The 19,943-nt window shown below is 56.0% G+C and carries 23 protein-coding genes and 5 tRNA genes; 22 read left to right on the top strand and 6 right to left on the bottom strand.

The window, feature by feature from the left end; genetic code table 11:
* Positions 1-5 precede the first annotated feature (5 nt).
* The 9 genes from D1641_RS09265 to D1641_RS19150 all read left to right on the top strand — a co-directional run bounded on the left by D1641_RS09265 (position 6) and on the right by D1641_RS19150 (position 5,420).
* The gene (locus D1641_RS09265) at positions 6-992 is read left to right on the top strand and encodes a WYL domain-containing protein (RefSeq protein ID WP_160664939.1); all 987 of its coding nucleotides are present in this window, start codon (positions 6-8) and stop codon (positions 990-992) included.
* Positions 993-1,136: 144 nt separating this feature from the next.
* Entirely contained in the window at positions 1,137-1,565 is a 429-nt protein-coding gene (locus tag D1641_RS09260; RefSeq protein ID WP_347707411.1) for an NfeD family protein, read from the top strand.
* 43 nt (positions 1,566-1,608) lie between these two features.
* Positions 1,609-2,583, top strand: coding sequence for an SPFH domain-containing protein (locus D1641_RS09255; protein WP_160664936.1), 975 nt, complete (start codon positions 1,609-1,611; stop codon positions 2,581-2,583).
* Between the two features lie 149 nt (positions 2,584-2,732).
* Positions 2,733-2,882, top strand: a complete 150-nt coding sequence (locus D1641_RS09250) for a hypothetical protein (RefSeq protein WP_160664934.1) — start codon at positions 2,733-2,735, stop codon at positions 2,880-2,882.
* 51 nt (positions 2,883-2,933) lie between these two features.
* Positions 2,934-3,698: a hypothetical protein gene (locus D1641_RS09245; RefSeq protein WP_160664932.1), complete on the top strand. Its 765-nt coding sequence runs from the start codon at positions 2,934-2,936 to the stop codon at positions 3,696-3,698.
* A 65-nt stretch (positions 3,699-3,763) separates the two neighbouring features.
* A complete protein-coding gene (locus D1641_RS09240) occupies positions 3,764-4,030 on the top strand; it encodes an AbrB/MazE/SpoVT family DNA-binding domain-containing protein (protein ID WP_160664930.1) in 267 nt (88 codons plus the stop codon).
* Entirely contained in the window at positions 4,024-4,365 is a 342-nt protein-coding gene (locus D1641_RS09235; RefSeq protein WP_160664928.1) for a type II toxin-antitoxin system PemK/MazF family toxin, read from the top strand. The genes D1641_RS09240 and D1641_RS09235 overlap by 7 nt, the downstream gene beginning before the upstream one ends.
* Positions 4,366-4,441: 76 nt before the next feature.
* The gene (locus D1641_RS09230) at positions 4,442-5,167 is read left to right on the top strand and encodes a polysaccharide deacetylase family protein (protein ID WP_160664926.1); all 726 of its coding nucleotides are present in this window, start codon (positions 4,442-4,444) and stop codon (positions 5,165-5,167) included.
* 82 nt (positions 5,168-5,249) lie between these two features.
* Positions 5,250-5,420, top strand: coding sequence for a hypothetical protein (locus D1641_RS19150; protein ID WP_201757315.1), 171 nt, complete (start codon positions 5,250-5,252; stop codon positions 5,418-5,420).
* A 35-nt stretch (positions 5,421-5,455) separates the two neighbouring features.
* Here the strand turns inward: D1641_RS19150 and D1641_RS09225 are convergent, their stop codons facing one another.
* Both D1641_RS09225 and D1641_RS09220 read right to left on the bottom strand, forming a co-directional pair.
* Positions 5,456-5,971, bottom strand: a complete 516-nt coding sequence (locus D1641_RS09225; protein WP_160664924.1) for a putative ABC transporter permease — start codon at positions 5,969-5,971, stop codon at positions 5,456-5,458.
* A gap of 76 nt (positions 5,972-6,047) precedes the next feature.
* A complete protein-coding gene (locus D1641_RS09220; protein ID WP_160664922.1) occupies positions 6,048-6,566 on the bottom strand; it encodes a hypothetical protein in 519 nt (172 codons plus the stop codon).
* 186 nt (positions 6,567-6,752) lie between these two features.
* Between D1641_RS09220 and pyrB the strand changes: the two genes are divergently transcribed.
* The 7 genes from pyrB to D1641_RS09185 all read left to right on the top strand — a co-directional run bounded on the left by pyrB (position 6,753) and on the right by D1641_RS09185 (position 9,442).
* Positions 6,753-7,814 carry an aspartate carbamoyltransferase gene (gene pyrB / locus D1641_RS09215; protein WP_160664920.1) on the top strand — a complete coding sequence of 354 codons (1,062 nt, stop codon included), beginning with the start codon at positions 6,753-6,755 and terminating at the stop codon, positions 7,812-7,814.
* A gap of 94 nt (positions 7,815-7,908) precedes the next feature.
* A complete protein-coding gene (locus D1641_RS09210; RefSeq protein WP_160664918.1) occupies positions 7,909-8,748 on the top strand; it encodes a hypothetical protein in 840 nt (279 codons plus the stop codon).
* A gap of 121 nt (positions 8,749-8,869) precedes the next feature.
* A tRNA-Gly gene (locus D1641_RS09205) sits at positions 8,870-8,943 on the top strand.
* Between the two features lie 3 nt (positions 8,944-8,946).
* A tRNA-Arg gene (locus tag D1641_RS09200) sits at positions 8,947-9,023 on the top strand.
* Between the two features lie 13 nt (positions 9,024-9,036).
* A tRNA-His gene (locus D1641_RS09195) sits at positions 9,037-9,112 on the top strand.
* Between the two features lie 52 nt (positions 9,113-9,164).
* Positions 9,165-9,238, top strand: a tRNA-Gln gene (locus tag D1641_RS09190).
* Positions 9,239-9,366: 128 nt separating this feature from the next.
* Positions 9,367-9,442 (top strand) — tRNA-Lys (locus D1641_RS09185).
* A gap of 133 nt (positions 9,443-9,575) precedes the next feature.
* Here D1641_RS09185 and D1641_RS09180 read toward each other — a convergent pair.
* Both D1641_RS09180 and D1641_RS09175 read right to left on the bottom strand, forming a co-directional pair.
* Positions 9,576-10,511 carry a hypothetical protein gene (locus tag D1641_RS09180; RefSeq protein WP_160664916.1) on the bottom strand — a complete coding sequence of 312 codons (936 nt, stop codon included), beginning with the start codon at positions 10,509-10,511 and terminating at the stop codon, positions 9,576-9,578.
* The gene (locus tag D1641_RS09175) at positions 10,501-11,499 is read right to left on the bottom strand and encodes a LysR family transcriptional regulator (protein ID WP_160664914.1); all 999 of its coding nucleotides are present in this window, start codon (positions 11,497-11,499) and stop codon (positions 10,501-10,503) included. Before D1641_RS09175 ends, D1641_RS09180 begins: the two co-directional genes overlap by 11 nt.
* Positions 11,500-11,867: 368 nt before the next feature.
* On the opposite strand from D1641_RS09175, the gene D1641_RS09170 reads away from it, so the two are divergent.
* The 6 genes from D1641_RS09170 (at position 11,868) to D1641_RS09145 (ending at position 17,613) form a co-directional block, all read left to right on the top strand.
* Positions 11,868-12,848 (top strand): 2-hydroxyacid dehydrogenase, encoded by a 981-nt coding sequence (locus tag D1641_RS09170; RefSeq protein ID WP_160664912.1) that lies wholly within the window; start codon positions 11,868-11,870, stop codon positions 12,846-12,848.
* Positions 12,849-12,880: 32 nt separating this feature from the next.
* Positions 12,881-13,642: an aldolase/citrate lyase family protein gene (locus D1641_RS09165; protein ID WP_160664910.1), complete on the top strand. Its 762-nt coding sequence runs from the start codon at positions 12,881-12,883 to the stop codon at positions 13,640-13,642.
* Between the two features lie 45 nt (positions 13,643-13,687).
* The gene (locus D1641_RS09160; protein ID WP_160664908.1) at positions 13,688-14,773 is read left to right on the top strand and encodes a tripartite tricarboxylate transporter substrate-binding protein; all 1,086 of its coding nucleotides are present in this window, start codon (positions 13,688-13,690) and stop codon (positions 14,771-14,773) included.
* Between the two features lie 89 nt (positions 14,774-14,862).
* Entirely contained in the window at positions 14,863-15,315 is a 453-nt protein-coding gene (locus D1641_RS09155) for a tripartite tricarboxylate transporter TctB family protein (RefSeq protein WP_160664906.1), read from the top strand.
* A gap of 11 nt (positions 15,316-15,326) precedes the next feature.
* Positions 15,327-16,841, top strand: coding sequence for a tripartite tricarboxylate transporter permease (locus tag D1641_RS09150; RefSeq protein WP_160664904.1), 1,515 nt, complete (start codon positions 15,327-15,329; stop codon positions 16,839-16,841).
* 31 nt (positions 16,842-16,872) lie between these two features.
* Positions 16,873-17,613 carry an MBL fold metallo-hydrolase gene (locus D1641_RS09145; RefSeq protein ID WP_160664902.1) on the top strand — a complete coding sequence of 247 codons (741 nt, stop codon included), beginning with the start codon at positions 16,873-16,875 and terminating at the stop codon, positions 17,611-17,613.
* A 586-nt stretch (positions 17,614-18,199) separates the two neighbouring features.
* Here D1641_RS09145 and D1641_RS09140 read toward each other — a convergent pair.
* Together D1641_RS09140 and D1641_RS09135 are read right to left on the bottom strand one after the other, a co-directional pair.
* Positions 18,200-18,796, bottom strand: coding sequence for a hypothetical protein (locus D1641_RS09140; protein ID WP_160664900.1), 597 nt, complete (start codon positions 18,794-18,796; stop codon positions 18,200-18,202).
* A gap of 344 nt (positions 18,797-19,140) precedes the next feature.
* Positions 19,141-19,943, bottom strand: an 803-nt coding sequence (locus D1641_RS09135) for a hypothetical protein (protein WP_160664898.1), incomplete at its 5' end; no start/stop codon positions are given.

Below are 19,943 nucleotides of genomic sequence, written 5' to 3'. Positions count from 1 at the left end.
TGTCTATGGCGAAAACCACCAATCAAAAGACCAAGCTGCTCCATCTGGCCCGGATACTCCTGCAGCAGACCGACGAGGACCACCCTCTCACGGTAGCCCAGCTCATCGAGGGGCTGGCCCGGCAGGACATCAAGGCCGAGCGCAAGAGCGTCTACGACGACCTGGAGTCTTTGAGGCTGTTCGGGCTGGACGTGCAGTGCCGGAAGGGCAAGAGCCCGGGCTGGTTTGTGGGCAGCCGGGACTTCCAGCTGCCAGAGGTCAAGCTGCTCATGGACGCGGTGCAGTCCTCCCGCTTCATCACCCAAAAGAAGAGCGACGCCCTCATCCGCAAGCTGGAGGGGCTGGCCAGCGTCCACCAGGCCGGCCAGCTCCAGCGGCAGGTCTACGTTGACCGGCGCATCAAGGTGATGAACGAGAGCATCTATTACAACGTGGACAAGCTCCACACCGCCATCGCCGGCCAGAAGGCCATCACCTTCAAATATTTCGACTTCGACATCGCCCGGAAACGGGTGTTCCGCCAGGAGGGGAAGCGGTATGTGGTCTCCCCCTACGGCCTGATCTGGAACAGCGAGAACTACTACCTGGTGGCCTTTGACCACACCCATCAGGAGATGCGCCACTACCGGGTGGACAAGATGGCGGAGATTGTGGTCACCTGCATGGGCCGGGAGGGGAAGGGGCAGTACCCCAATTTCCAGCTGGCGGAGTACGGCCAGAAACACTTTGGCATGTACAGCGGCCAGGAGGTGAGAGTCACCCTCCGGGGCCGGCGGGACAAGGCCAGCCTGGTGTGGGACCGCTTCGGACAGGACGTGATCCTGGTCCCCGACGGGGAGGAGCACTTCACCGTCACCCTGCCGGTGGTCATCAGCCCTCAGTTCTTCGGCTGGCTGCTGGGGCTGGACGGCAGCATCACCCTGGCGGGCCCCAGAGAGGCTGTGGCCGCCTACCAGCGGCGTCTATCGGCGGCGCTGGATGAATTGTCCTGAGCTGCCAGGGCCTGTTTGAACAATGTCAGTCAGCGCCTAAATTAAAATTCGTTAAAAATTTTGTCGAGACAGTGGTATTTTTCATAGCGGTATGATATGATAGGAGTGACAGAGAATCGCTTTGATCCGAAGGGAGGAGTTGTTGTGGGATTTAAGGTGTTCTGGCTGGCCGCTGTGATCGCTCTGTGCGTGGGTGAGGCGGCCACGGTGGGCCTGGTCTGCATCTGGTTTGCCGTAGGGGCGCTGGGCGCCTTTGTGGCGGCCTGCGTGGGCGGGCCGTTCTGGCTCCAGCTTATTGTGTTCGCGGCGGTGTCCGCGGCGGCTCTGGCCCTGGTGCGGCCCGCAGTATCCCGGTTGATCCACCCCCGGCGCTCCCCCACCAACGCTGACCGGGTTATCGGTCAGACCGCCCTGGTTACAGAGGCGGTGGACAACGAGGCCGGCACCGGCCAGGTAAACGTTATGGGCCAGATCTGGACCGCCCGCAGCCAGCTGGGCGTGGTCATCCCCAGCGGAACCCAGGTCAGGGTCCAGCGGATCGAGGGCGTGAAGGTATTCGTTGAGACCCTGTGACCACAGTACCATATCAACCATCATTCAAAAAGGAGAGAGCAGTATGGATATTTTATTCGCAATCCTTCCCTGGGTAGCTATTGTTATTGTAGCGCTGATTATTTTCGGCTCCTGCATCAAGATTGTGCCTCAATCCCGGGCCTACGTCATCACCCGGCTGGGCCGGTTCCTTACCGTCTGGGACGAGGGCGTAAAGTTCAAGGTCCCCTTTGTGGACCGCATAGTAAAGAACGTGTCCCTGAAGGAGCAGGTGGTGGACTTCGCCCCCCAGCCCGTCATCACCAAGGACAACGTGACCATGCAGATCGACTCGGTGGTCTACTTCCAGATTACCGACCCCAAGCTGTATACCTACGGCATTGAGAACCCCATGTCCGCCATCGAGAACCTCACCGCCACCACCCTGCGGAATATCATCGGCGACCTGGAGCTGGACCAGACCCTCACCAGCCGGGACCACATCAACACCAAGATGCGCGCCCTCCTGGACGAGGCCACCGACCCCTGGGGCATTAAGGTCAACCGGGTGGAGCTGAAGAACATCATGCCCCCCCGCGACATTCAGGAGTCCATGGAGAAGCAGATGCGGGCCGAGCGTGAGCGCCGCGAGTCCATCCTCCAGGCTGAGGGCCAGAAGCAGTCTCAGATCCTGGTGGCCGAGGGCGAAAAGCAGTCCGCCATCCTCCGGGCCGACGCCGCCAAGCAGGCGGCCATCCTCCAGGCCGAGGGCGCCAAGCAGGCCAAGATTCTGGAGGCCGAGGCCGAGGCTGAGGCCATCCTGAAGGTTCAGCAGGCCACCGCCGACGCCATCCGCCTGATCAACGAGGCCGCCCCCGGACAGGGCGTGCTGACCATCAAGGCCCTGGAGGCTTTCACCGCCGCCGCCAACGGCAAGGCCACCAAGATCATCATCCCCTCCGAGCTCCAGGGCATCGCCGGCCTGGCCGCCGCCGCCAAGACCGTCTTCGACACCGAGGACCCCAAGGCCACCATCACCAAAACCGTGCCCAGACAGTAAAGTCCGGAGCAGGATCATTAAAATGATCCGCATGGTCCTGGATGGCTGCAAGGATCTGGAAAAGGCAAAGCGGAAGGTCGAAGAGCTGTTAGAGGACAAGAAAAAGGAAAACTGAGAAAGGGCAGACAGAGCAAAAGGAGGTAAATTTAATGCCTACGGAAAAGGATTATAAAGTAATCGAAAAAGCAACTATTTACGACCTGCGCCGTCTGTTCAAGAACAGCGATAAAGCCACATATACCAAAGAGGAGCTGTGCGACCTGCTGGACACCATAGCAGACGCAAAGGATCAGGAATAAACGCAAGGGGCCGGGGAAATTCCCCGGCCCTTCTCATAAGGAGGAATTGTTATGGCTGTGCGCAGCGTTCCGGTGAAGGGGAAGCTCATTCAAATGGTGGAAACCCAATTCCCCGGCTTCCGCTTTGTCAGCGAGTCGGGCGGGACCTACGGCTTTGTCCGGGAGAAGCCGGGCTATTGGTATGACTACCTGCCCATCGACCGATACTTCGAGGATGGCAAGGGCGACCTGTCCATCAATTGGTATCTGATCGGCGGCGGGCACGTCCCCGACTGGTACGACTGGACTGGCCTTCTGCACATGCCCTGGCGGGTCAACAGCGCCCGGGGCGGGCCGCCCAACTATCTCATCGGCCAGCTGGCGGCCGACCCCAGCGAGCCCTCCTCTCTCCTGACCTCCCCCGGCCCCATGGAGCCTATCCGCTACCAGACAGGGCCGCAGAAGCAGCTGGAGCAGGCCTTGGAGGTGCTCTCGGACAAGCTCCGGCGGTACGCCATTCCGGCTCTGGAGACACCCCTCAAGCCTGCGGAGGAGCGCAGGCTCGCCCGTTGGCGTCTTTTGGCGGAGCGCATCCTGCCCCAGATTGAGACGCTCTCCCTCCAGGCCCCAGGGGCGCTGGAGGAGCTGAAGGCCTGGCACAAACAGAAGGCCCGGCGGTGGAAGGAGAGCGTTGATACAAACAATCACCCCATCATGGCCCGCTGGCGGGAGGAAATCCGCTGCCTTCCCGGCTTTGCGGAGGAGTGGGACAGCTCCCCCATTCTACGCGAGTGGGTGTTCAACTGGTTTACCCACGCCTTTTATCTGCACCCCTGACGAATATTTTTCTTGACGGAAGTATATACTATGTATATACTATATGAAAAGGGAGTGATTTGTGCATGTACGCGACCATTCAAAAATGGGGAAACAGCAACGGGCTGCGTATCCCCAAGCCCCTTTTGGACGCTCTGGGGCTTCGGGAGAATGACCGGGTGGAGCTGACGCAGACCTTGAACACCATTACCATCCAAAAGGCTGTTACGGCGCCGCACAGGAGCCTGGAGGAACGCCTGACCGCCTTCTACGGGAAACCGATCGAGGAGATCGGGTCCCTCCAGGAGGAAGAAGTGGACTGGGGAAGGGCGGAGGGTGACGAGATATGGTGACGGTGTTTGAGCAGGGTGACATCGTGTACCTGAATTTTGATCCCCAGTCCGGACATGAGCAGAGAGGCCGCCGCCCGGCTCTTGTGGTCAGCAATAATTTGTTCAACCGGGTCAGCAGCTTGACGATGGTATGTCCCATTACCCACACGGACCGGAGCCACCCCTTCCATATCCGGCTGGATCAGCGGACAAAGACGGAGGGCGTTGTGATGTGTGACCAGGCCCGGATGCTGGACCTGTCCAGCCGGAGCGCGTCCTTTGAGGAGCGGGCCCCCGCGGAGATCACGGCGGAGGCCGTAGACCTGATTATTGGCTTTGTAGAAATAAAGGAATAAAAACATATTTTTCATCGCAATTTTTTCGCCCTGCCGCACATACTGACAGCAAAAGCGTCAAGGAGGCGGCGGGTTGATGAGCAGGAAAAAATTAGCGGCTCTTTTGTGTGTGCTGGCGCTGGTTATGGCCCTCCCCGGGCAGCCGCAGACCGCGCCCGCAGGTGGGCCGGCGGCGGTGACGGTGGACAGCCCGCCCCTGGTGGCCCTCACCTTTGACGACGGCCCCCGGTCCTCCACCACCGGCCCTCTGCTGGATGGCCTGGCTCTGCGGGAGGTGCCCGCCACCTTTTTCCTGGTGGGCAGCCGCATCCCGGGCAACGAGGACCTGGTCCGGCGCATGGCCGCCGAGGGTCACCAGATCGGCATCCACACCTATGACCACGTGGAGCTGAAGGGGCTGTCCCGGGGGGCCTTCGACCTCCAGGTGGGCCGGACCCGGGCGCTGCTCACCGGCCTGCTGGGGGAGGGGAACTACTGGCTCCGCCCGCCCTATGGGCTCATTGACCGGCAGGCCGAGGGCTGGTGCGGCGGGCCCATCATCCTCTGGTCGGTGGACCCGGAGGACTGGAAGGACGACAACATCGACCGGATTGTGTCCGCCATCGTGGACCGGGCCCGCGACGGGGACATCATCCTCATGCACGACCTGTTCCCCAGCTCTGAGCAGGCGGCTCTGCGCGTGGTGGACGCCCTGCTGGCCAAGGGCTTCTGCTTCGTCACGGTGGAGCAGCTGATGGCGGAGCGAGGGGTGGCTCCGGAGGCGGGCAGGGAATACCGGAAAATACCTCTCCCAGAAAAATAAATAAAATTTCTGAAAAACGATTGTATTTTTTCTGGCAATCATGTAAACTAGAGGCAGCAATTCTGTATGGGAGGTATCTGTTATGAAAGTTGCCCGTTTGGTTCTGAAGATTGTGGCGCTGTCTCTGGCCGCCGCCGCCGCTATTTGCGCCATTATCGCCTACTGGGACGGCCTCGCCGAGCTGGTTGATACCGCTAAGGGGAAGCTCCAGCATTCCGCCCACATCGACGAGTACGACGACTACGAGGAGTAAACGCTGACCGCCGGCCATTTGGCCGGCGGTTTCCTCTATCTGTACCACCGCAGACTGGCGGTGTCGCCGCTGCACCGCAGCAGGAGGGCGGTGAGCAGGCCGTCGGTGAGCACAGTGGTCAGGGCCAGCCAGCTCACCGGGGCGGGGACATGGGCCAGCCCTGGGGCCAGCAGGGGGTGCAGCCAGTAGACCAACCCCAGGGACAGCACTCCCCAGGCCAGAGAGAAGGGCAGGCAGACCTTTCCCTGGAGGTTCCCGGGCAGGCCGTCGTAGCTCCAGAAGGTCACCCCCAGCACCCTCTCATGATACAGGGCGGCGCAGTACTCCACCGCCGTGGCCGCCAGCCCTCCCAGAAGGAACACCGCCGGGGGCCAGGCCGCCGCCCGGCCGGCTAGGAGCAAAATGAGACAGGCCCCCGCCCCATACACCGGGCACAGCGGCAGCACCCACAGTCCCTTCCGGTCGGACCGGCCCCCCACCACCGCCGCGAAGGCCGCCTCCAGCAGAAAACCGGCGAAGCTGTACGCCGCAAAGCTCCAGAACCAGATCAAAAGACCCCTCCATTTCTCCCTGTTAGGGTGTGAAAATGGAGGGGGTTTATACAGTGATTTTCCAAATTGTACCCGGTCAGCAGCCTCCGTGATGGCCGCAGCCGTAGGAGACAGCCGTGGCCGTGGCGGCGCAGGACCCGTCGCAATAGCCGTAATCGTGGTGCGCGCCGCAGTAGGTGGCATAGCCGTGGGTGTGCCGGCCGGTGAGCTGGCAGTCCTCCAGGGGGCACAGGGCCTGGCAGGCGCCGTCGCAGTAGCCGCCGGCGTGGTCATAGCCGCAGTAGGGCGCGCCGTCGTGGTAGTGCCGGCCCGCTACTACGCAGTCCTCGAAGGGACACAGAGCCCGGCAGTTGTTGTCGCACACGCCGCTGCCATGGCCGTAGCCGCAGTAGGTCAAGCCGTCGTGGATGTGGCGGCCGGCCTCGGTGCAGTCCTCATAAGGGCAGACGGTGACGCTGGTCTGAACCTGCTGTCTGTATCTGCTGTGACGGCCCCATCCGCCATGATGTCCGTGGGCAGAGACGGGCACAATCAGCATTGCCGCCAGAACAGCGCACATTGCGGCAGCGAGCAGCCGACTCTTTCTCTGGAACATGGGAATAACTTCCTTTCTGTCCGCCTTGGGCGGGTGATACACATATTATAGCACACCCCACACCGGCGTTCAAGGAGAATATTTAAAGTTTCTGTTAAGATTCGGCTCCCTTGTCCCATATTCTCGCTTGCTAAACAGGGCGCTTTGTGGTAGGATAGCGGAAGAAATGGAAAAGGGGAAGATGGAATGCGTCATTTAATCGACTTTGGGGACCTGTCCCGGCAGGAGTGGGACGATCTGTATGCCCGGGCCAGCCAAATTATGGACGCCCCGGAGGGCTTTCTGGATACATGCCGGGGCAGGGTGATGGCCTCCCTGTTCTATGAGCCCTCCACCCGCACCAACTTCTCCTTCCAGACCGCCATGCTCCGTCTGGGCGGAACGGTGTTCGGCTTCGCCGACCCCAACTCCTCCTCGGTGTCCAAGGGGGAGACGCTGAAGGACACCATCAAGATGGTCTCCGGCTACGCCGACGTGGTGGTGATGCGCACCCCCTGGGAGGGGGCGGCCAAGGCGGCCTCGCTTTACTCCCACGTCCCGGTGGTCAACGCCGGAGACGGCGGACATATGCATCCTACCCAGACCACCGCCGACCTGACCACCATCACCCGCCTGCTGGGCGGAGTGGACGGGCTTTCGGTAGGTCTGTGCGGCGACCTGAAGAACGGGCGGACCGTCCACTCCCTCATCAAGGCTCTGGCCAAGTTTGAGAATGTCTGCTTTTTCCTCATCTCCCCCCGGGAGCTGGCCATTCCCGACTACATGCGCACCTTTATGCGGGAGAATAACATGCGCTTTACCGAGGTCACCGGCCTGGAGGCGGTCATCCCCCAGCTGGATGTGCTGTATATGACCCGCATCCAGCGGGAGCGCTTCGTGGACCCGCTGGAGTATGAGCGGTGTAAGGGGGTCTATATCCTCACCCGGCGGAAGCTGGAGCGGGCCAAGGAGCACATGCTGGTGATGCACCCCCTGCCCCGGGTGGACGAGATCGCCGTGGATGTGGACGACGACGCCCGGGCGGTGTACTTTGAGCAGGCCCGCTACGGCATGTTCGCCCGGATGGCACTGCTGGCCGACCTGGCCAACCAGCCCCGGCTGGACCGCGCCCAGGCGGTGGAGATTGGCACAAAGCCTGTCTGCCGCAACCCCCGGTGCATCACCCAGAGCCAGCCCTACCTGCCCCCCCTGGTGAAGAAAAACGGCGGCGTGGACTGCTGCGCCTTCTGCGACTCGGCGCTGGGGTAATTGGAGGCGTTGTAGGGCGCGACGACCCCGGCGCGCCATCTGACCACGGGCCGACGACTCGTCGGCCCCTACACCACAACAAGGAGATCATATTATGGGACTGTTTGACCGCTTCAAGAAAAAAGCGCCGGAGCCCGCCCCGAAGAGCGAGTGGCCCAAGCCCCCCAGGGAGGACACCATGGCCCTGCTGCTCATGGACCGGGTGCTGAAGAACGTCGGCCCGGCCATTGAACAGCTGCGAAAGACTTTTGGGGAGCGGTCTGTGAGCGGCATCGACCGCAGCCACCCCAAGGTCCCCGCCTTTACCGTCACGGTGGACGGACTGGAGTTCTGGTGCTCCTACCTGCCCATGCCGGTGCCTAAGGAGGAGCGGGACATCGCCGTCATGGCCCAGCACAACCTGTTCCTCAGCCCGGAGAGGCAGGAGGCCTTCTGTAACCACAAGTCCTTCTGGGTTTTGGCCCAGAAGGGAGGCGGAAAGACCCTGGAGGGCAAGCGCCGGGCCTGCTGGGACTTCAGTCTGGTGTGCGCCGCCCTGCTGGAGCTGGAGGGGGCCGTGGGGGTCTCGGTGACCAACACCGCCCTGCTGGTGAGCAAGGAAAACTACCTGTCCCGACGTGCCCAGATGGAGGAGGTGGGCCGGGACGACCCGGACTATTTCCCCGTTCCCCTGTGGGTCTGGTTCTATCGGGGCCTCCAGGAGGACAAGCCCACCATACAGACACAGGGGCTGGCGGAGTTCGGTCTGCCTGAGCTGGGATTCTTCGATCCGGAGCTGCCCGTTGAGGACACCTTGAACTACCTGTTCACCATGTCCAGCTGGCAGGTCACCGGGAAGCAGCTGTACCGGAACATGGCCCTCATCCCCCTCACCGAGGAGATAGAGGTGGTCAGCAAGCAGGAGGGAGACACCATCTTTTTTATCGGCGGTTGATCCGGCGGGGCGGCCCCGAGCCGCCCCGCTCCCGCCGGGAAAAATTTGCGCAAAAAGGCATTGACAGGCCGGAAGAAATGTGATAATATCAAAAGGCTGATGTAACAGGAACACCATCCATGCGGGTGTAGTTCAATGGTAGAATCCCAGCCTTCCAAGCTGGTCGCGTGGGTTCGATTCCCATCACCCGCTCCAGACGCGCCTGTAGCTCAGGTGGATAGAGCAGCTGCCTTCTAAGCAGCGGGCCGGGGGTTCGAGTCCCTTCAGGCGTACCACGTCAGTGATATGGTGGGTATAGCTCAGCTGGCAGAGCACCGGATTGTGGTTCCGGGTGTCGAGGGTTCGAGCCCCTTTACCCACCCCACAAGAAGGCGGAAGGCCGGAGCTTCTGCTCCGGCTTTCCCTCTTTTCAACACAGGGGTGTAGCCAAGCGGCAAGGCAAGGGACTTTGACTCCCTCATCGCTGGTTCGAGTCCAGCCATCCCTGCCACATCGTCGGTACAGGCTTCAAACCCGGCCCGCTTGTCCGCGAAGGGGTGCGTTGCATCCGTAGGGCAGCAAAGCCGCATTTGACGGGCCGCCTGGGGCAGCTTGGCCTCCTCAAAACGCAATCGCCACGACCCAGTAGCTCAGTTGGCAGAGCACCTGCCTTTTAAGCAGGGTGTCCGGAGTTCGAATCTCCGCTGGGTCACCAAAACGCGCAGATACGAACACTCTTTGTCGTGAGAAATGTATTTGCGATTGAAACAGAGATAGAGCCGAGGTTATAGGACCTTGGCTCTATCTTTTTATTCTAGAAAACTGCGAATAGACAAAATGGCCAAAAATCAACTGAGCCGCTGGAGTTTCCGCATACCGGAGTATCCTTCAGGAAATCCTTTACCAACTTCTCCGATATAGATACTGCCCTCACTGTCCACAGTAACGCCATGAGCAGTATGATATGCTTTAGCAGACTCATCCTTTTGGTCAAACGCAATTCGGTCCACGAGCTGTCCCTGAGAATTTATGATGGTAATACGGCTGGGACAACCATCAAAGGCAGCTCGGTGACAGCATTCCGAAACGTAGAGATTGCTGTCAGGTCCCATACACAAACCAGAAGGCCGGATGAAATTAGTCCAGCAGCCTTGTGGCCTGCCGCTGCGGTCAAAGAGCTGAACGCGGTTATTCTGACGGTCTGCCACATATATGATTCCCTGGTGATAAAAAATTCCGTGGGGCAGCTGAAATTGTCCCGGTGCTGTGCCAGGCTCTCCCCAACTGAACTCCAGCCTCCCCTCCGGGGAAAAGCAGTGAATCCTGGCATTTCCATAGCCGTCCGATACATAGAGTCTGCCATCCTCGTCTGATGTGATCCCGGTAGGATAATGAAAGGGCGGCCCGCTGTGAGTAATTGTTTTATAATCCTTGTTTATGCAGCCGGTATCAGATGGAACTCCGCGATTTCCAAGGACTCGAAGTAAAGTATGGTCAGGACGAAATTCATAAACGGCATGTCCTGCGTCGTCCACGATATAGATAGCATTTCCTTTCACAACATGGATTCCGTGTGGGCGTGCGAAGACCTGGTCGTCCCAGCGTTCTAGACATTGCCCCTTTCGGTCAAAGATTAAGATGGCAGGCCGTCTGCGGGTCAGCACATAGATATGGTCATCTTGGTCCCTGCCAACACCAGCGATTGGTCCGCTGATTTCCTGCGGGGGCACTTGAGCCCACTGGTCCACGGTTTGAAAGATTCCTGCCTTTGTCTCATAGCGCATCGTAAGTTCCGCCTTCCGTTAATAAATGTTCAAAAAATGGTTTTGGCTGATGGAATGTTTCCATAGTCAGTGTAATAAATTCTCGCAGCGCCTTACTCAAATATTCAGAGCGCCGGTAACACAGGAACGTACGGCCAGTGAATGCGTCATCCAGAATGGGAAACACATGGACCGCAGAGGTACCGCCGGCCAGGTTTTTAGCGAAGCTGTGCAGCGCGGTTCGTTCGTGGGCAAAGGTAACCCCCATCCCCGCGTAGCACAGCGCCAGCAGCGTCTCCAGGTCGGTACTTTCCAAAATGACATTGGGCTCCCAATCCACGGAGAGGAACAATTGGTCGGCCTGAATCCGGACAGGCGCGCCCCGCTCCATCAACAGGAAGGGCGCCATACGAAAGGCGGACAAATCAACCCCGCGTTCAAAGGCCCGGACCACTGTTTTGGTGTTGTCGGGAAACAACTGCCGCATGGTGCTTTCAGATACAATCAGACAGAAGTTCTCCCGGTATACCTCCTGCGCGCAGATAGAGCCGTTCCCAGTGTCCTGTTTCATAGTAAAAATAAGATCCAGCGAGCCCTCCTTTAATTTCTCCGCCAAAACATCCGAACTGCCTACTTCCAGATGTAGTTCTACATCCGGATTCATCCGATGATAGGCAGGCAAAATTTTAGGCAGCAGAATACGTCCGCGGGCGCGGGTTACAAGGCCGATGTTTAAGTTTCCTCTGCGTTGGTTAATAATATCATTGATTTGTACCTGCATCTGCTTGTTCAGCTTCAGCATCTGGGCCGCGATCTTGGCGGTACACTCCCCTGCATAGGTGAGGCGCAGTTTAGGTGTTCGCTCGAACAGCTGAATGTTCAATTCCTGCTCCATTCGGGCAATATGGTTGCTTAAACTTTGTGGGGAAATATAGAGCCTTTGTGCGGCTTTCGTCATATTCAGTTCCTCTGCTGCGGTCAAAAAATATTTTAAGTTAACAAAATTCATTGAATACCTCCAATCAAATAAAAAATCCTGTGGACGGAATAAATCAGAAACGTAAAGGCTAGTCCGTAATGATATTAACATAATCGTGTATTAAGAAGCAAGATATCTCTTGTTTCTTTTTCGTGTATGCCTCGTCAGTCTTTTTGTTTAATGGAAAACTTTTCTTCTGAATTATTCCTAAAATATTGTATTAAATATACAAAAAGCTTTGCTTTATTTATTTACTATTTACAAATAAAATAATTATTACACGTTTATATTGATAAAATAAAATATAATTTATGATTTCCTTTTAACATTTTGAATGATACACTGACAGCAGGATGAGCGTACAGAACCCACCCTAAATAGCAGGAGGATGATATTGAATGAACATGGAAAAAATTGTCTGGCTCGAGATACACGCCGACGCGCTGATGGAAAAGGAACGGGAGATTCTTCCGGAGGGATTTGAACTGGTGCGTCCCACCTCCCTGACCGACAAGGAGGAGCATTTACGTCTGGTTCGGGACGCTGACTACATCATTGCCGGCCGCATCCCGGTTACCGCGGAGTACATAGCCGCTGCTCCTAAGCTGAAAATGATTCAAAAGTGGGGAATCGGAGTTGACAAGATCGATTGCAAGGCGGCGGAGACGCGGAATATCCCCGTCAATATTACCGCTGGCTCCAATGCCATCCCTGTGGCCGAGTTGGCTGTAGGGCTGATGTTGGCAGTCAACCGGAAGATTCCCTATGTCAGCCGCACCATGCGGGAGGGGCAGTGGGTGCGCACCGAGATGCGGGCCCAGTGTTACATGATGAACGGCAAACGAGTGGGCCTTTTGGGCATTGGCAACATCGCAAAAAAGGTGGCAAAGATGGTCCAGGGCTTTGATATGGAGGTGGTTTATTACGATGTATTCCGTCTCTCTCCAGAGCTGGAGGAAAAGCTCCAGGCTCACTACGTCCCCTTTGAGGAACTGATTCGTACCAGTGATATCATCTCTGTGCATGTTCCGCTGACTGACCAGACCCGGGGGATGATTGGGGCGGAGCAGTTCCGGAGCATGAAGGAGGGAGCGGTTCTGATTAACACCGCCCGCGGTCCCATTGTAGATGAGGGAGCGATGATTCAGGCGCTCCAAAGCAGGACCCTGCGCGGTGCGGGTCTTGACGCTTTCGCCCAGGAACCGGTGGACCCCAGCAATCCGCTGCTGCAGATGGACAATGTTGTCTGCACCTGCCACATCGGCGGCGCGGCCAGCGACAATGTGATCCCGGTTACCGAGCACGCCTACCAAAATATTGTGGCCTTTTCCAAAGGCGAGCCGGTCCCCGCCAGAGATGTGGTGGTGGCCAAGAAATAAACAAAACCGTTTATGATAAGGAGGAGTCAAATATGATTCAAAAACCAAATATACCCGGACGGGCCCGGCAGGGGCTGGACAGCTACGGATTGAATCTTTCCATCCATGACTGTTCTGTTCTGGAAATGGCCGCCCGGGCCGGTTATGACTTTGTGCGCATTGACTGTGAGCATATGCTGTTCGACTATGCCTGCCTCACTGAGATGATCCGTACCGCCAAGCTGCTGGGCCTTCCGCTCCAGCTGCGGGTGACCGACCTGCGCCAGGCCAGCGCACTGCTGGATATGGGGGCGGATGCACTGATGATCCCCCATGTGCGCAACGCTGAGATTGCCCGGCAGGCCATTTCCATGATGAAGTATTCTCCGCTGGGAGAACGGGGCATGACTGGCACCGCCCGTATCCTCAACTTCGGAGAGACCAAGCTGAGCGACTATGCCAAAACCGCCAATGACCGTGTCGCGCTGATTGTCCAGATTGAGGACCGGGAGGGACTGGAAAATATCGACGAGATATTGTCAGTTCCCGGCGTGGATATGGTCGCCACCGGGAAAAACGACCTGTCTCAGGCGCTGGGAGTTCCCGGCGAGAACAGCCACCCCGACGTTTTAGCTGCGGAGGATATGGTGATCTCCAAGGCGCTGCAATATGGCAAAATTCCCACCCTGCTGGTGAAAAACAAAACGCGGATTCAGGAGTTGCGGGAGAAGGGCGTCCACTGCTTCAGCATTGCGCGGGACGACTCAATTCTCTTCGCCACCATGAAGGACAAGCTTCAGGAATTAAAGGGCTAGTGCTCCGCCAAGCTCTTTGTGTCAAATGAGAAAAGGAGAACTGATATGAAAAAGAATCGTTTTGTCAAACTGTGTTCCCTGGCCCTAGCCGCAGCTCTTGCGCTCAGCGGATGTTCCAACGGAGGGCAAAACGCCTCCTCCAGTATGCCGGGCAGCGCCTCGAACAATCCTGCCGCCTCCCCCGGAGAGCCCTCCGCCAGCGGCGCGGCGGGGATAAAGCCTGCGGGCTATCCCCAGGGGGGTACAGTAACCGTAGTCTGCGGCTATGCCGCCGGCGGGGCGCAGGACAACAACTGCCGGGCCGCCGCCCAGTTTGCCAGTCAGCTCTCTGGAGATAACTATGTAGTGACGAATATCGAGGGCTCCAGCGGCCGCGTGGCCGCCGCCGATGTGACCGCCTCTAAAGCCGATGGACAGAAGCTATATCTGGCCGCTGTTACCTTTGTCAATGAAAACGACTTCCAGTACCTTGATCCCAATGCGCTGGAGAGCCAAATGGCCACCAACATTGTGGTGGCGGAGGGATTTGACGCCGTCTGCGGACTGCACAATGACTCCCGCTCAATTACCATCCGTGCCGATGATGACCGTTTCTCCGATCTGGCCAGCTTTATGTCCTATGCGGAGGATCACCCCGGCGAGCTTACCATTGGCACTCCTGGTGCCGCCAGCTCCGGCGGCTTGATGGCGCAGCTGATGGTCAACAAACTGAAGCTGGACATCAATATTGTCAACTACACCAGCACCGCCGAGGTTCACGCCGCCCTGCTGGGCGGGCATGTAGACGCGGAGATGAGCGCCCTTTCTGCTGCAAGCAACGACGGAACCACAGCCAAAACCATCGGATGTGCGAGCGATGAGCGCTCTGATCTGTTCCCGGATATCCCCACTTTTGTGGAAACCGGTTATGACTTGAGCATTCCCATCACCCGCTGTATGCTGGTGAAAAAAGGGACCGATCCCGCTATCATCAACTATCTAACCACTCTGTTTTCGGAGATGGCCGAGAATCAGGACTATATTGACCTGAGCATGAACACCTATGGAAGCACGGTAAACTACGTCTCCAGCGCCGAGTGCCAGACCAATATTCAGGCCTGCTATGACGCCTATCTCGCCGCCGTCGGATAACTGGGCTTACAGGGCAAAATAGAGGAGGGGACAGGGAAAATCCTGTCCTCCCCCTTGAATCAAGTCTTCCGAAAGTGTGGAGGTGTTTTATGTATAAAGAAAACAAAATCGTCTCCCTTGTGTCGTTCAGCTTTTTTGCGGCCGCCTGCTTTTTTACCATAAAAACTGTCGTGGGAGACGCCAGGCTGTTCCCGGTGATTGCGTGCATCCTTGGTATGGTGTTCAGCGCCGCCCTGTTTCTTCATACCTGCATCAATGAAAGGCTGGGGGTTCCTGTGTTTCAGAGCAAGAGGAATTCCCATGAGGAGACGGTTAAGGTTCTTACCGCCTTTGCGCTGATGCTCGCCTACACGGCACTCATTACCGTAATCGGCTGGGTGACCTCCAGCGTACTGTTTATGGTGGCGTTCTGCATCTATTTTGGCAGTAAGGAGCAAAACAAGATCAAGACCACCCTTATCAGCCTGATAACCGTGGCGGTGCTTTATATTCTGTTTGCTGCGGCAATGAACACCGTATTGCCCAAGGGCTTTCTGATCTGAGGAGGGATATCATGTCGAACATCATCATGGGGTTCCAGCAGGTCATGACAGTGGAAAATCTGGTGCTCTGCCTTGCCAGTACGGTATATGGAATCTTTATCGGCGCCATGCCGGGCTTGGGCCCTACCATTGGTATGACGCTGCTTATTCCCCTGACCTTTGGTATGAACCGGACCACCGCGCTTTTGGTTCTAGCCGCGTGTTACTGCGCGACCCAGTACGGCGGCTCCATTTCTGCCATCCTCCTGAAAACGCCCGGCACAGGTGCTGCGGCGGCTACTACCTTTGACGGGCATCAGATGACACTGAAAGGCCGGGCGGGGGAAGCGTTGGATGAGGCTGCCGTCGCTTCGTTCTGGGGCGGGATGCTCAGCGTAGTGGCCCTGCTGTGCATTGCGCCTCCGCTAGCCCGATTTGCTCTGAAGTTCAGCGCGCAGGAGTACTTTTCAGTGGCTGTATTTGGGCTGACAATCATTGCTTCCCTATGCGGCAAGGATGTTTGGAAGGGACTGATTGCCGGCGTACTGGGTATTTTGCTGGGCTGCGTGGGCATTGATCCCTTCAACGGCTTTAAACGCTTTACCTTTGGTATGTACCAGTTGGAGTCCGGCTTACAGACGCTGGCGGTTATGACAGGTCTGTTTTCCATCAGCCGCATTTTCAAACTGATTTTGAATAAGAGCAGCTTCAGCGGGAAGCAGACCGCCGCAGAGGAAAAACGCAGGCGTTCCCTGTTCCGGGATTTGTTCCGCTACCCCGTTACCTATCTTCGCTCCAGCATCATTGGAATCCTGATCGGCATAATGCCTGCGGCGGGGGCCAACATAGCAACGTTTATATCCTACGATCTCGGAAAACGCTCCTGCCCTGAAGGTAAGGATTTTGGGACCGGTATCCGCGAGGGAGTCGCTTGCTGCGAGGCGTCCAACAACGGCGTTACTGGGGGCGCGCTGGTCCCCACCTTGACTCTTGGAATCCCAGGTTCTCCCCCAATGGCAATTTTTATGAGTGCTATGGTCCTCCACGGACTCCAACCCGGCTATGAGCTCTTTTCCGTTCAGGCCACTACGATTTATCCCTTTATGGTAGGCCTGTTCATCGCGAATATCTTTATGCTTCTGGTTGGCTATTTTACCGCCCGCCGGTTTACTATCGTGACCAAAGTGCCCAACAACATTCTGGCCGCTGTGATTGTAATCCTGTGTGTGACTGGCATCTATGCGGCCACCAATTCTATGTTCAATGTGTATGTGATGCTCTTCTTCGGCGTGGTCGGGTATTTTTTAGAGAAGTATAATTTTAATGTGGTTCCCCTAGTTCTAGGTCTGCTGCTGGGCATTCTCACCGAGAAGGGGATGATGCAGGGAATTGCGCTGGAGCGGGGCGGCTGGAACTTCTGTGTCTCGCTGTTCACCCGGCCAATCAGCCTGGTGTTTATGCTGCTTACCTTCCTCTCCCTGGGCTCTGCCATTTTTAACATGGTGCGTACCAAGGGTAATCATCTGAGCGAGGAAGAGGACGACTGACATTATTCTATAAGGAAAGAAGGCAATCCGTTTGAGTGTTAAATTTACCTACTATGGCGGTATGTGCGTACTGATTGAACGCAGCGACGGCTATAAGATTCTATGCGATCCTTATTTTACAAAAAACGTCCAGACCGAGGCCGTACCGGAAGATTTTCGGGATGTGAATCTGGTGTTGGTTACCCATCATGCCTCTGACCACTATGGCAATGTGGAAGAGGTTATGGCGTGCAGCAAGGCTCAGGTTATGATGTGCAGCGACAATATTCATCTCATCAAGGAGCATATGGATTTACCCAAGGAACGGCTTGTCAGCACAGTATATGGTGACTGCCGGCAGTTTGGACAGACTGTCGTGCGCACCATGTTGGCCTTTCACACCTCCAAGCATACGAATGGCGGCATTTTGACCTATGGTCCCCCTGTGGGTTACATCATCGAGGTGGAGCCTGGGGTTACTTACTATCATACAGGAGATACCGCTCTCAGTGAAAACTTTCGGACCATTCGGGAACTTTACCATCCAAATATCATGTGTGCAGGGATTAGCGGGATCCGACCAGGTGCCTCTCGAGAGATGACCGAGCGGGAGGCGGCGCTTGGGGTCAGCTGGTGCGGTGTAGATGTGGTAATTCCTACTCACTATGTAACTGGAACGGACTCACTTAACGTGTTTAAGCAACATTTAGCTTCGTTTGCTCCATATGTAAAGGTGATGGAAGGAATCGAGCGTCCTTTTTGCTTGGAGCCTTTGCAGGTGTATTCAGTTTAAAGCGGCAATCCCAAGAAAATTCTCCCAAATTAGTGAACCTCCAGAGCGGCGCAGAATAGAGACGCCACTTTGGAGGTTTTAATTCTGGGATAGAAGAGAAAACAAATGACGTTTATTAGACTGGAGTGCTATGTGTTCGATTTTGCGATGGACCAGGCCTTGAAGCAAATTTACGATTATAGCTGCTGCTTGAACATCAACGAGGGAACCCCAGGGAAGAAGGTGGCGGAGTTTATAAGCTTTTTGCCGGTAATTGCCTATGATGGCAGTTCTATTCGACAGATTAGTATATGCGAAGTTTTGACATCGCTATGGCTGGGGTTTCCGCCCCCTACTGGCGAAAAGGTAGGAGAGTCAATACCAACTCAGCCCCTCTTTCTTCACCTCGACCTGTTCTGCTCGTCGCGTCTGCCCAGGCAGACACTCCTCGCAGAACCCCTCCTCAAAGCTGTTTTACTATGACCGATTTGTTTTCCAATTTACAGCATATCAATACCTATTGCAGTCCAAAACAGTTATATTTTTTAATGTTGTCCACTGTTCACTATGATAATTTTAAACTCTCATAGTTTTGCACTAAAAATGGCTAACAGCTGTTGACTCTGATTTGCTGTAATTTGTCAAAGTCCAAAATACGGATTATCGTGGCACCTTTTTCACCCCATCGTCCAACCACTGAAAACGCCATATGATCCATGTTGTCATCCTTAAAAAAGATACCTTTCAGGTTGTTGAGAATGACTTGGATTGCCCGGTTGGAGGTATCCCATACCTTGGCATTATTACAACCCTTGATGGTAACAATTTTAATTTCCACAAACGCTTTCTCAAAATATGGGAGCGGGGATTGACGGGCCGCCTCAGCAATGGCTGCATGGAGCATGGCCTTCCAATGTTCCTCGACGGCTTCGGTCAGTTTCTTCATGGGAGGTAGCGGCTCGCGGATCGTCAGTGTCACGGTGTCCCCTGTGTTCCTGCCGCCGCTCTGCCGTTCGCAAAATTTCTGCTGCCCTTGCCCCACTGCACCGCCAAACATCTCCTGGTCATAAATAACCGCTAACTCCTGACTCATGAGCCGCAGCGTTAAATCATACATCCGATGCAGTTGCTCTCGGGTTGGTTCTCCCTCGATAGGCAGACAGCGTTTGATTGTCGCCAGTGTTTTCTTAAGATCGGTATGCATAGATTTTCAGTCCCTCCAATCCGTAAAATTCCGAATACATCCCTGCAATGGGATGGTCTATCTTGTGTATATACAGTTCCAGAGTAACCTGGGGCCGATAATAATCGTCTTTCTCTCTCGGCTCCAGATATGTTTTTACAGCGGAAAAGAAGCGGACAAATTTCAGTAGGTCACAGGCCGGATTGACAAAGAGGTGTCGAGGCCATATCTCCACATCTCCTATTCCTTGTCTGCCCAGCCGTGTGCCGCCACTTTCATCACACAACGCTTGGATGTACTTTTCCTCGTCCAGAATCCGATTCAAACTTACAACCAGATGCTCGGGAGTTGTCAAATAGACGTGCTCATAATTTGCTCTCAGCTTGATGGGGGAGCGGGACCAGCGTGTAGGCCTGTTGCGCTCCAGACAGCTTTCTTGAAGAAGCTGTCGGCGGTTCCACATAGTCTGGCGGATAATAATTTCGGGCGGCCTTGATTCGAGCTTCCTTGCGGCAAATCAGGAGCATTCCTGTAGCCTTTGTCGCATAGCTGCCATACCGGGTGTAAAACAAAGAGCCCTCCGCCCGTACCTGCCAGTCCATCGTTCCGTCTCCAATGTCATAGACTGCCAAGCGGTGTTCTCCCACCACCAACATTCCAGCAAAACGGGTGGTGGACAGGATTCCGGGGGCAATGTTGCGCCAGCAGGCAGAGGGGATAAAACACGGCTCCGGCGACGCCGGTATACTTCCAACAGCGGGCACCCCGTTCTTCTCCATCAACGCCGCCATTCGGGATACCTCAATTATGCGTCTGGTTTCGCTCGCGCCGCCGCCCACAGCAATCAGCGGTTTGATCTCAGGAAACAGCGCCCGGCCCTTTGCCAAAATGGATACGCTGCCATCTTTCCGCTTGGAAAGATATTTGTTCTTTGTCAACGGACGGAACGCATAGGACAGCTTGGTGCGGTTCCCGGTTCCGTCCATGTCCAACATTTTCAAGCAACCACTGTAATCAAACAGGTTGAAACGTGCCAAATGTCGGAGCAGATGTAATTGGTTATCATGTAATTTCATTTGTTTTCTCCTTGTAAAGTGCGAATCAATAGTAGAACTCGAAGAAAAATAAAGACAAATGGTGCAAAAAGGATGAGAATAGATTTGTGAAA

Source organism: Colidextribacter sp. OB.20, from assembly GCF_009911595.1.
Taxonomy (GTDB): Bacteria; Bacillota; Clostridia; order Oscillospirales; family Oscillospiraceae; genus Lawsonibacter.
The sequence above is the reverse complement of the archived record's forward strand: the minus strand, read 5'-3'. Positions and strand labels throughout refer to the sequence as shown.